This window comes from Bacillus sp. FSL E2-8900 (assembly GCF_037966225.1).
GTDB lineage: Bacteria > Bacillota > Bacilli > Bacillales > Bacillaceae_G > Bacillus_A > Bacillus_A cereus.
Window position 1 is genome coordinate 3,931,494 of record NZ_CP150193.1, and the last position, 12,090, is coordinate 3,943,583.

The window sequence follows — 12,090 nt, forward strand, 5'->3', positions numbered from 1 at the left end:
AAAAAGGGGTGAAAATAATGGATACTTGTGCAGATATTTTAATCGTTATCGATTTACAAAATGGCGTATGTTATAGCGAGGAGCATTTATTTGATTTACAGAACTTACTAACAAAAGTAAATAAAAGAATTTCTTCATATAGAAAATTAAATAAACCAATCCTTTTTGTTCAACATTGTGATGATGATTTAGTACCCGAGAAAGAACTTTGGGCTATTCATACCGATCTAGATGTTCAAGAACAAGATTTTTTTGTAAGAAAAACACATGCAAATTCATTTTATAAAACAAACTTAAAAGAAATTTTAGATCAATTATCTGTAAATCGCATTGAATTTTGTGGCGCCCAAACAGAGTACTGTATGGATGCAACGATTAAGTTTGCCCACGGACTAGGATACGAAAACTTTATGGGGCAGAAAACAACCTCTACGTTGAATAATCCTTTTATGTCCGCAAAAGAGACAATTGATTTTTATGAGAACATATGGAATCACAGATTTTTAACGTTGCTAAAAGATGAATTTTAGAATAAATGACTAATGACTTGATCATCCTAAGATTTATCAGCCGTAATCAAATATTTCATTATCACCATAAAGAAGCGGATGACATTCAGCTTCTTTTCTTTTAACCTGTTTTATATTCTATATATATCATTATAATTCCTTTGTCATATTATTTTAAAAATTTCGTATATTCATTTGAAAGAATAAGAAAATCATGATAAAATTGTGTTACAAATATATCTATATCTTTCAATTTTTAAAACGCATCGAAATTTTCACCCAAAAATGTCATTTTACAAAAACATGCTAATTTACCTATTTTATTTACATCCGGGTCTCTTTTCTTACAATTTCTTTACTTTAGGACTTTTTTTCTGCAACAACTATTTTCTTTTCTTTAAATTTTTGGTATGTATAGTATGGTATAATAGCTCACACGGAGGTGGAAAAGAACATGTTAGAAACCTTTCAAAAAGAATTAGAACTATATGAAAGTAATGCAGAATTATTAAAAGTGCTAGCTCATCCTGTTCGTTTATGTATCGTAAAAGGATTAATCGAGCGCGGTCCAAGCAACGTTTCTACAATGTATACTGGCTTAAACATGCCACAATCTACAATTTCACAGCATTTAGCAAAATTAAAAAGCGCTAAAATCGTTTCTAGTGAAAGAAAAGGATTGGAAATTTATTACAAAGTAGAGAATGAAACAATCATTCAACTCGTTCGTGTATTATTAGGTTAGGGACTAATAATCGCAGAAAAAGAACGTATTCTATATTTTTTATCTCATATCTTTAATATAAATATATATCATGAGAGGAAATATATAATACTACATAAGTCGTATTAAAAAACAAGACACAGTATATACTGTGTCTTGTTTTTTATATTGTTACATACTGATCCAAATGTAAATGTTGCATATCTTTTGTATGTATAACAACATCAAACGAACTCCCTACTCCTCCATTTAAAATCATAGAACGAACTGCTCGATTTTGTTTTTGCGTTTCAGAAAAAGGATTCGTATCTTGATGGCTCGTAAGCTGTTCTAATATCCCTGCAGCTAACAAGAACTCAGATTGTTTCTTATGCCATACTGCACTCATTCCTTGCATACTAAACATCTCCTTTAGCTCGTCCCAATGAACATGAGTAGTAAGATCCATTTCACCTGGATGCGCTAGTGGGTTACGCATTAGCTTATGCTGATAATATCCTCGCAAACTTCCTTCGCGGTGTGCTGGATGCATCCATTCTTCTTTTGTGTATCCGTAATCAACTGTAATACATATACCTTTTTGAAACCATTTCGAAATTTCTTTTATATACTCCTCCATAACAATTGGTACTTCAAAACGTTGCCCTTCAGCAATATGAATATTATATTTCAATAAATAGCGACCAATTCTTTTATTTAACGGCCTACATACTTCTGAAAGGTTTCCTTCCTCTGTATATGTAATACGTACTTCATACAATATACCATTTCTTTTCTCAATTACTTCAACAGGAAATGCATCAAACAACTCATTCGAAAAAAGAATTCCCTCGAAAGAATCTCCCATTTCACTATAGGAGGTATAGTACGATACATTAGAAAATGAGCCAAGTTGCTCCTGCTGTAATTTCCTATGAAAAGGGCTCACTTCAATCATTGAATAGTTTAAATTAATAAAGGTGTTTGGAGATAATTGCTTCCATTCTTGTAAAACATCATAGGCAAACTTCCCTGTTCCCCCACCAACCTCACAAATATTCGAAGCAACTTCACCATTTTCAACAAGACGAATAAAAAGTTTAGCAAAAGTTTTTGCAAAAACAGAGGATACATTGCTACTTGTAAAAAAATCCCCTTGTCTTCCAATCTTTTCACGTTCTTTCATATAATATCCATGCCCCTCCGTATACAATACAAGGTTCATATACGTACTATATGAAATTGAATAATCCTTTTCTTTCCCCATCCATTCTCTTAAAATGAGCTCCATTCCCATAATGACTCCTTATTGTAAAAACGGATTATTTTCTTTTTCAAAGCCAATGCTTGTTTCTGGACCATGTCCACATAACACCGCTGTTTCATCTGGTAATACAAATAATTTCTCTTCAATACTTCCAATTAATTCAGCAAAACTTCCACCAGGCAAATCTGTTCTTCCAATGCTCATTTGGAACAATACATCTCCTGAAAATACAGCATTCGCTTCTTTAGTATAATAAGAAATACTTCCTGGAGAATGTCCTGGTGTCTCAAAAATTTCAAAATTAAATGATCCAATTGTTAATGTACCTTCTGCATCAATAATATGATCCGCTGGTTTTGCTGTAATACTGCGGTTCATCATAAAAATTTGAGAGCCGTTTACAGTTGCATCTCCTAACCAATCTGCTTCTTCTTTATGTACGTACACAGGAATATGAAAAGCGTCTCTTACGGCATCAACAGCACCGATATGATCAAAGTGAGCATGTGTTAATAAAACAGCCAATGGTTTTAATTGTTTTTCTTGTAAATATGTAACGAGCTTTTCACCTTCATGACCAGGGTCAAAGATAATGCACTCTTTTTGATCGTTCATTAAAATATAAGCATTTGTTTGTAATGGGCCTAACGGCATTTGTATCCATTTCATATGAAAATCTCCTCCAGTTATTAAACTTACTTTTAATGATACAACATTTCTTTCTCTGAGGAAAAGAAAGGATGCTATCTCGACAATCATTTTTAAAACATGTACAATATAAAAGAGTAAATATTCCAAAAACTCATAATAAGAAATGGGTAGACAGAGGAGGATATTGTATGGGCCTTGTTATTATTTTTACACTTGTCACTCTGTTAGCTGTATTTGCTACGCTTAGAACACTTCGTGAAAAAAACTTTTTCGCGAGCGGCTTTGCAATTGCAACTGTACTCGTTTTCGGATGGTTTACGATCATGACTGTTCTATATAACGGGTATCCACCAGCAGCTTAATTCGTTTACACTTTATTCTTCATCGAGATTTTACACAAAAAGAGGAAGGGTTCCCCCTTCCTCTTTTCATATTTCACAACTTATATCATCTTCGCTTCGTATTTGTGCTTTTTTACAAGCCAAGCTCCTCCGATAACACCTGCATCATTACCAAGTGTTGCAATAGCTAACTTCGTGCTCTTTACAGCACGTGAGAAAGCGTATTGCTCGAAATAGCGTTGAATTGGTTCTAATAACGCATCTCCAGCTTTAGACACGCCTCCACCAATAACAATTTTCTCCGGGTTCAATGTACTAGAAAGGTTCGCTACAGCTAATCCTAAATAAGAAGCTACTTTTTCTACTACTTCACCTGCTAATTCATCACCTTGTCCAAGTGCTTCAAAGACATCTTTTGATGTAATACGTCCTTCTTCAGCTAACATAGAACGCAACATGCTCTCTTTATTAGTCTCTTGTATTTTTTGCATAGCAACACGTACAATACCTGTCGCAGATGCTACTGTTTCTAAGCAACCAGACTTCCCGCAATTACATGGGAAAGCATTTTCTGTAACGACTGTAATATGTCCAATCTCACCAGCAGCACCACTCACGCCGTGTACAATCTCACCATTGGCGATTACACCACCACCAACGCCCGTACCAAGTGTCATACAGATTAAATCTTTTGCACCTTCACCAGCACCTTTCCACATTTCACCAAGCGCTGCTAAGTTTGCATCATTATCAATAACAACAGGTAATCCTGTTTCTACTTCTAATAAATCTTTTAGCGGATAGTTTTTCCATCCTAAATTAACCGCTTCATAAATCATTCCAGACGCCACATGTACAGGACCAGGAGCTCCCATACCAATACCAATTAATTTGCTCTTCAATTCGCCTAATTCTTCTAGCTTTTTATCAATTGCTTTCGCAACATCAAGTGTAATATGTTTTCCTTGCTCACCTGTATTCGTAGGGATTTCCCACTTATGTAAAATTTCACCGTATACATTAATAAATGCTAATTTAATCGTTGTACCACCAAGGTCAACACCAACTAACCATTTCTCTTCCATGTTGCTTACCTACCTTTATCTAATTCTTATTTAGCTCTTTTTGAATTTCTTGCTTCAATAAAAATAAAGCTGTTTGATAGTCTTGTGGATCGATTAGCTGTGATTGATTTAATTCACGCAATTCATCTTGCATTAATTGTAAATCTGCAATTCGATCTCCCGTATAAATAATCGTACCAAATTTCTTTAGCAATTGCTGAATATCATAAATAGATACCATTTCATCACCCTCTATGCTCACTTACTATAAAAAATTATAATAAGAAAACGTTCACATATTTTATTATAATCAAGAAGAAAAAGTCTCGTCAATTTTTATTTGTCTATACAAGCTTATTTATAAGCAGTGTTCCTTTTTCTGTAATAATTTTTTCTATGTTTTTATCAAATGGCTCTACTGGAATGTGTTTTACCATTTGAAAATCATACGCTAATGACAGCGTTTTCCCTTTATAATGCACGAGATAACGATCATAATAGCCACCGCCGTACCCAATTCGCTCTCCTCGTTCTGTATAAGCTACGCCCGGCACAATTTGAAGATCAATTTCATCCATATTCACTTCTTCCGTAAGCCCAGGAATCGGTTCACGTAAATTCATATACACCGTTTCTAATTGATCAAAATTATTAATTTGCCGGAAGGACATCGTTCTAGTTCCTTTATTACACTTAGGAACTACAACTTTCTTTCCTTCTTCCCAAGCTTTTTCGATAATAGGATATGTATTCACTTCATTTTCCATTGAAAGAGTAATTCCAATTGTTTTAGCTTCAACCCACTCTTTTTGCGCATACAACGAAAATGCAATCTGTTCTGATAAAGTTGTATACTGTTCTTCTGATAAAGAATTCATGTGTTCTATTATTTGTTTACGTAAACGTACTTTCTCTGCTTTCACACATTCTCCCCCTTACAGTGACACTTTACTCTATGCTGATAGTGTATCACTTTTAACATAGGAATCGAATAAAAAAAAGAAACAGTAGGAAAATATTCCTACTGCTTACTTTGTTTCACGGTGTAACGTAGACTTCTTGTCACGCTTGCAATACTTTTTAAGCTCGATACGCTCAGCGTTGTTACGTTTATTTTTCTTTGAGATATAGTTACGATCTCCGCATTCTGTACATGCTAGAGTAATATTCACACGCATTCTTATTTCCCTCCAGTACTAATAACTTAAATCAGACTATACTATAATACCACTTTTAAAATAAAAATTCTACACCTTTTGATATTGTCTAATTTTTTCTATAAGATTTTTCATATTTTCCCTTGCTATTACTGGGTTTCTAGCATGTGAATACACCAAAAATTTTGGTTGTTTTGTGTCAGAAACGATATAAGACCACTCTTTTTCAGTATATTTGAACTGTACTCCTTCAAATATACCTTCTCCCTTCCTTTCTATATCATCCAATAATTTCCTCATAATTTCCCCTTTTTCATTCCATGAACATACCACTTCATCATAAAGTAAATAGAGCGGAGGTGATTGCTCTACTATGCTAAGAAACGTTTTTCCTTGCAATGCTATTAGCTCGAATAATTTTCCAATCCGATATAAAATATCTCGCTTCCACCTTACTTGAAACGACTTTCTTTCATCCTGCGTATAAAATAGAAGATAACATTCTCCTAACTTCAAAGACATTGGGTAAATATTTCCTGTCGATTCGAGTAAGAAATCTGGAATATCTACCTCTTCCAAATCTGTACCTTGGTAAATATTACTATGTTTATCGTATAACTCGAAATGATTTCCTTGCTCAGAAAACATAAGAGCCATATTCGCTTTACTTGATTTCATCAAAGCTTTCACATGATCTTTTTGTTCGCTTGCATAAATCCATGTAACTGTACAACCAAGTCTTTGCAGAAAGAGCATGAGTAAATGTTGCAACGTATCATTTCTCTTATTAATAAGAAGATGAAACTTCTGCATCTGTATTTTCTCGATATCAATATGCTCCAATATAACTTCTATATACTCATTCATAGAAACATGAACGAGCTTATTACGCCCCATTTCTTTCTCATGCACGTAATAAAACAATTCGGACATATATACTTGTTCTATCTCTTTTTGCTGCTTATACGTTAACGGCATGCCAGCTTGACCGTATAACTTTATAACAATCTCATTCTCATTCTCCACTTGAATGAAAACACCACCTGCACACTTCAACTGGTGAACACTATATTGAAAAAGTGACTCGTTCATTTCTTTACATTCCATCGTATGAATCCCTATACCATGAATAGCATGTAAAAATAAATTTTTATAAGAGGTTGTTTCTATATTTTCTTGACTTCCAATTAATATACTTTCTCCTTTTTTAAAAAGAGAACCATACGCCATCGCAATCTTCACGATAAACTGGGGAGTAATTTCAACATTCCCTCTTCCTACAATGCGGCTTTTTTGTAACCACCCTGCACTCATTTCACTCTCTTGAATACCAGCCGCTCCTACTATCGAATGACTATCAATCGCCTTATAAGGCCATAGTTTTCCTTTTTGCTTAATTACCGTACTTCTTCCGATATGACAGTGATCCGCTACAACACTTTTTTGAAACAGTGTAACATCATCTTCAACTATTGTACGCTCTCCTATTGTCGTTTCTAATAGTTCACAATACTTCCCAATGTGGGCATTTGCAAAAACAATACTTTTTTGAAGATGAGAATAATTTGAAACGATACTATTTTTCCCAATAATAGAATATGGCTCAATTACAGCTCCTGTACCAATCTTTGCTCCTTCTCCAATAAAAGAGGGGCCATGAATTTTCGTCCCTTTACCAATCGTCACCCCTTCTCCCATCCATACCATCGGTAATACTTCTGTATAAGGAATAGGTACTTGTAACTTTTTCGTTAACAAATCAAATTGTGCTTGTCGATATTGATTAAATGTGCCGATATCTAACCAATAACCTTCTGACAAATATGCGAATAACACATTTTTGTTTGCCAATAACGGAAACACATCATGACTGAAATCAAAAAATTGCCTAGGCGGTATGTAAGAAAAGATTTCTGGCTCCATAATATATATGCCTGTATTCACAACATTAGATACTACCTCATTCCAGCCCGGCTTTTCTATATATCGTGTAACCTCCTGGTCTTTATTCATTACAACCAATCCAAATGAGAGTGGATTTTCTACTTCTTTCACAAACATTGTTACCATTCTTTTCTTTTGTTCATGAAACCTAATTCCTTCTGATAATTGAAAGTCAGTTAATGCATCCCCGCTTATCACAACAAATGTTTCATCTAAAAATTGTTCTGCTTGTTTAATACTCCCTGCTGTACCAAGCGGAGGAGAGTCTTCAAAATAATACAAGTTAACTCCCCATTTACTACCGTCACCAAAATATTGCTTAATGGTCGTACTCATATATTGAACAGTAATTGCAATTTCACGAATACCATGCTGGCGTAATAACTCAATATTATATTCTAAAACTGGTTTTTCTAATAATGGTAACATCGGCTTTGGAGTATTACATGTTAATGGTCTAAGGCGCCTTCCTTTTCCTCCAGCTAAAATAACCCCCTTCATATACTTCAGCCTCCACTTATATAATGTTCAGTAACTCCATATACCATATGTATATTCCCTATCCCACATGAACTAGCAGCATAAACTTGATTAGTTAAACACATCCTCATTTAGAAGACTATATAATTAAATTTCTAACCTATAAAAACGTACATTTCAAACAACAAGAAAGCGCTTACTATAAATTGGTAAATAATACTTATTAACGACAAACATATATACTAATTTTTCCATTACATTATGATACATCTTATCATCATAAACTAAAGGAAACAACGAGCTTTTTTTGTCATGTTTTGACTAAAAAAAGCAGGTGATTTCTCATCACCTGCTTTTTTTCCTACTCATTCAATAAATAATGCTTTCCTTTTACTAAATAAAAGACATTTTCAGCAATATTTGTAATATGATCTGCTACACGCTCAATATATCTCGCGACAAATGATAATTGTGTAATTTGCGTAATTGCTTCTGGTTGTTCCGGAACTGAAGATATAAACTCACGAATTGCTTTTCCATATATTTCATCAACGGAATCATCCATTTCAGCAATTTGTTTCGCAAAAGTTAAATTTTCTTGTTCATATGCTTCTAACGCTAAATGCAACATCTCATTTGCAACCGCAAACATTTCATCTAGGTTGTGCAAACTAACAGCCACTTCTTTTTCCCCAAGACGAATTGTAGCCTTTGCAATATTAACAGCATGATCTGCAATGCGCTCTAAATCTGTCGCTGTTTTAATTGAAATAAAAATCCTTCTTAAGTCACTTGCTACAGGTTGCTGCTTCGTAATGAGCATAAGCGCAAGATCGTTTATTTCCTCTTCTAAATTATCCATGCGGTAATCACCATCAATGACCTCTAACGCTTTCTCTACATCCCTTGTATGCAGACCTTCCATAGCAATCAATAAAGCCGCATTTGCTAATTCTCCAAGCTCAATCACCTTTTGCTGTAACGCTTTTAAATCACCTTGAAACTGTTCTCTTACCATTTTTCTTCCCCCTCAATATTATGTGCCATTATATAAAAGTGAAACTTTAATCAACCCTCATCAATCGGGATTTGATAGGCAGCAAGATCCCCTCCCTAACTTCTTTGCATTCGCTAAATTTTAAGGTGGGGGTCTTACTGCCCGCAAATAGCGGGGTAAATCTCCTACATAGCCTCTTACGCTTGTAATAAACCTTAAGATAAGGAGAAGTATTACTTCTTTATTAACAGTAAGATAAAATAAGAAATGCCCTCTGTTAAGAGGGCATTTGCTCTTAGCTTTGAAACGATATCAACCAAAGCGACCTGTAATATAATCTTCTGTACGCTTATCTGAAGGAGTCGTAAATAATTTGTTTGTATCTGTATACTCCACAACTTCCCCGCTTAAGAAGAAAGCTGTTTTGTCTGAAATACGCGCTGCTTGTTGCATATTATGCGTTACGATAACAATACTAAAATCTTTCTTTAGCTCTTGAATCAATTCTTCTACTTTTAATGTTGAAATTGGGTCTAATGCCGATGTTGGCTCATCCATTAAAATAACGTCTGGCTCAATAGCTAAGCAGCGTGCGATGCATAGACGCTGTTGCTGTCCACCAGATAAACCGTATGCATTATCGTGCAAACGATCTTTTAACTCATCCCAAATCGCTGCTCCACGTAAACTTTTTTCAACAATTTCATCTAATGTCTTTTTGTCACGAATACCATGGATTTTTGGACCGTATGTTACATTCTCATAAATAGATTTTGGAAATGGATTTGGCTTTTGGAACACCATTCCTACATGCGTTCTTAATTCTTCAACTGGATATGATTTATCAAATATATTGCGTTCTCTATACTCAATTACACCTGTAGTTCGAACGATCGGTACTAACTCTACCATGCGATTTAATGTTTTTAAGTAAGTTGATTTACCACAGCCACTTGGACCGATAATGGCTGTAACTTCATTCTCATGAATACTTAAATTAATATCTTTTAAAGCATGGTCTTCCCCGTACCATAAATTTAAGTTTTTCGTATCAAATACTACCTTCTTTGGCGCAGTCTCGATTTTCTCTTCGTTTTTCACCTGTACATTTACTACTGTTGCTACCATTTGAATTCCCCTTTCATCCACTTCCAACTTATTTTCGATTTCGTAACCATAAAACAAATATATTGATAAATAGCAACAAACCTAACAAAACAATCATCCCAGCTGCTGCTACATACTGAAATTCTTCTTGTGGCCTACTCATCCAATTAAAAATTTGAATTGGTAGAACTGTAAATCTATCAAACATACTAAATGGAACATAATTTGCAAACGCAAGTGCCCCAATAACTAATAGTGGTGCAGCCTCTCCAATTGCTCTTGATATCGCTAACGTACAGCCCGTTATAATCCCTGGGAAAGCATATGGCAATACAATTTGATACATCGTTTGCCACTTCGTAGCACCTAATCCGTAAGAACCCTCTAATAAAACACTTGGTACTGATCGAATTGCTTCTTGACTCGCCACAACAACTGTTGGTAAAACGAGTAGACTCATCGTCAATGCTGCTGCAACTATACTCTCTCCTAAATGAAGAGCATATACAAAAATAGTTAAACCAAGCAATCCAAATACAACAGATGGTACTCCTGCTAACGTTTGATTATTAATCTCTATTATTTTTTTAAATAGAGATTCCTTCGCATATTGCTCTAAATAAAGTGCTGTTCCAACTCCAAATATAAAAGAAACAGGTATAACAATACTCATAAATAATATTGTCCCTGACAAAGCTGCAGCAATACCAGCTTCTTTCGGATTACGTGAAGCGAAATTTGTAAAGAAATCTATTGAAAGATAACTTATACCTTTTTCAACAATTTGAAACAGTAACAAAAACAAAATTACGATTGAAAATAAAATTGCTATATAAAATAACAATTTGTAAATTCGATCTTTTAAAAAGCGTGATGCCATATTTTTTTGTATTTTTTTATGATTCAACATTCGCATATTATGTCATCCTCCTAAAACGGCGCATAATTGACTGCGAAATGATGTTCATAATAAAGGTAAACAAAAATAACGTTGCGCCTACAGCATACATGCTGTAATACGTAATCGTTCCATGCGGAGCATCACCTAAACTTACTTGCACAATATAGGCTGTTAACGTTTGAATAGAATGTGTCGGATCAAGCGATACATTTGGTGTGGATCCTGCTGCAATTACAACAATCATCGTTTCACCAATCGCACGAGAAGCTGCTAATATAATTGCTGCCATAATCCCTGTAAAAGCGGACGGAAACACCACTTGTTTTACCATTTCAAACCGCGTCGCTCCGAGTGCTAATGAAGCTTCTTTCGTCCCTTTCGCCACAGCTCTCATCGCATCTTCAGATAGAGATGCAATTGTAGGCATCATCATAAATCCGATAACGATTCCTGGACTAATCGCATTAAAAAACTGTAAATCTGGTATAATCCTTTGTAAAAGCGGTGTAACAACTGTTAATGCAAAAAAACCATATACAATTGTCGGGATACCTGCTAATAGCTCTAACATCGGCTTTAATATTTTCCGTGCACTATTTGAAGCATATTCGCTTAAAAATACGGCACACGCTAAACCGATAGGAATTGCTACAAACATAGCAATTGCTGTTACAAGGAACGTTCCACATATAAGTGGTAATATACCGAATTTAGGGTCTTCAAAAAATGGTAACCATTCTTTCTCCGTCAAAAAGGAGTATAATGATATTTTTTGAAAAAACATGATTGTTTCATTAGAGAGCGTAAAAACAATGCCAAGTGTCGTCACAATAGAAACGCTAGCAATTATTTTTAGTAATAAAGGCACTATTCGATTGATTCGCTGCGTTTTTTTTCTTTGTTTTGTATTTCTTTCAATCAAATGTTGTACAGAAAATGTAATTTGACTTTTGTCATTATGAGCCAAAG

At 34.6% G+C, this 12,090-nt stretch carries 14 protein-coding genes; 3 read left to right on the forward strand and 11 right to left on the reverse strand.

All coding sequences use genetic code 11. The features are described from left to right. Nucleotides 1-17: 17 nt before the first annotated feature. Nucleotides 18-530 carry a cysteine hydrolase family protein gene (locus NST90_RS20115; RefSeq protein ID WP_000379157.1) on the forward strand — a complete coding sequence of 171 codons (513 nt, stop codon included), beginning with the start codon at nt 18-20 and terminating at the stop codon, nt 528-530. Between the two features lie 433 nt (nt 531-963). Continuing rightward, complete coding sequence (locus tag NST90_RS20120; protein WP_000894377.1) at nt 964-1,254, forward strand: metalloregulator ArsR/SmtB family transcription factor; 291 nt, start codon at nt 964-966, stop codon at nt 1,252-1,254. Nucleotides 1,255-1,396: 142 nt separating this feature from the next. Here NST90_RS20120 and NST90_RS20125 read toward each other — a convergent pair whose 3' ends face one another. Beyond that, the gene (locus NST90_RS20125; RefSeq protein ID WP_000525152.1) at nt 1,397-2,509 is read right to left on the reverse strand and encodes an SAM-dependent methyltransferase; all 1,113 of its coding nucleotides are present in this window, start codon (nt 2,507-2,509) and stop codon (nt 1,397-1,399) included. A gap of 9 nt (nt 2,510-2,518) precedes the next feature. Continuing rightward, entirely contained in the window at nt 2,519-3,148 is a 630-nt protein-coding gene (locus NST90_RS20130) for an MBL fold metallo-hydrolase (RefSeq protein WP_000871236.1), read from the reverse strand. A 170-nt stretch (nt 3,149-3,318) separates the two neighbouring features. On the opposite strand from NST90_RS20130, the gene NST90_RS20135 reads away from it, so the two are divergent. Next, the gene (locus NST90_RS20135) at nt 3,319-3,492 is read left to right on the forward strand and encodes a DUF2759 domain-containing protein (protein WP_000524852.1); all 174 of its coding nucleotides are present in this window, start codon (nt 3,319-3,321) and stop codon (nt 3,490-3,492) included. A gap of 80 nt (nt 3,493-3,572) precedes the next feature. Here the strand turns inward: NST90_RS20135 and glcK are convergent, their stop codons facing one another. The 9 genes from glcK to pstC form a co-directional block, all read right to left on the reverse strand. Continuing rightward, nucleotides 3,573-4,556 carry a glucokinase gene (gene glcK / locus NST90_RS20140; RefSeq protein ID WP_000391701.1) on the reverse strand — a complete coding sequence of 328 codons (984 nt, stop codon included), beginning with the start codon at nt 4,554-4,556 and terminating at the stop codon, nt 3,573-3,575. 19 nt (nt 4,557-4,575) lie between these two features. Continuing rightward, on the reverse strand, nt 4,576-4,776 hold the full coding sequence (locus NST90_RS20145) for a YqgQ family protein (RefSeq protein WP_000253699.1): 201 nt from the start codon (nt 4,774-4,776) through the stop codon (nt 4,576-4,578). A gap of 103 nt (nt 4,777-4,879) precedes the next feature. Then, the gene (locus tag NST90_RS20150) at nt 4,880-5,458 is read right to left on the reverse strand and encodes a 5-formyltetrahydrofolate cyclo-ligase (protein WP_000642750.1); all 579 of its coding nucleotides are present in this window, start codon (nt 5,456-5,458) and stop codon (nt 4,880-4,882) included. Nucleotides 5,459-5,563: 105 nt separating this feature from the next. Continuing rightward, on the reverse strand, nt 5,564-5,713 hold the full coding sequence (gene rpmG / locus NST90_RS20155; protein ID WP_001265616.1) for a 50S ribosomal protein L33: 150 nt from the start codon (nt 5,711-5,713) through the stop codon (nt 5,564-5,566). 69 nt (nt 5,714-5,782) lie between these two features. Continuing rightward, complete coding sequence (locus NST90_RS20160; RefSeq protein ID WP_000679335.1) at nt 5,783-8,137, reverse strand: sugar phosphate nucleotidyltransferase; 2,355 nt, start codon at nt 8,135-8,137, stop codon at nt 5,783-5,785. 340 nt (nt 8,138-8,477) lie between these two features. Next, entirely contained in the window at nt 8,478-9,134 is a 657-nt protein-coding gene (gene phoU, locus NST90_RS20165; protein ID WP_000251240.1) for a phosphate signaling complex protein PhoU, read from the reverse strand. Between the two features lie 291 nt (nt 9,135-9,425). Continuing rightward, a complete protein-coding gene (gene pstB / locus NST90_RS20170) occupies nt 9,426-10,241 on the reverse strand; it encodes a phosphate ABC transporter ATP-binding protein (protein WP_000226686.1) in 816 nt (271 codons plus the stop codon). Nucleotides 10,242-10,269: 28 nt separating this feature from the next. Further along, nucleotides 10,270-11,136 (reverse strand): phosphate ABC transporter permease PstA, encoded by an 867-nt coding sequence (gene pstA, locus NST90_RS20175; protein ID WP_001242557.1) that lies wholly within the window; start codon nt 11,134-11,136, stop codon nt 10,270-10,272. A 1-nt stretch (nt 11,137) separates the two neighbouring features. Then, nucleotides 11,138-12,088 (reverse strand): phosphate ABC transporter permease subunit PstC, encoded by a 951-nt coding sequence (gene pstC / locus NST90_RS20180; protein ID WP_000940918.1) that lies wholly within the window; start codon nt 12,086-12,088, stop codon nt 11,138-11,140. Between the last annotated feature and the right edge of the window lie 2 nt (nt 12,089-12,090).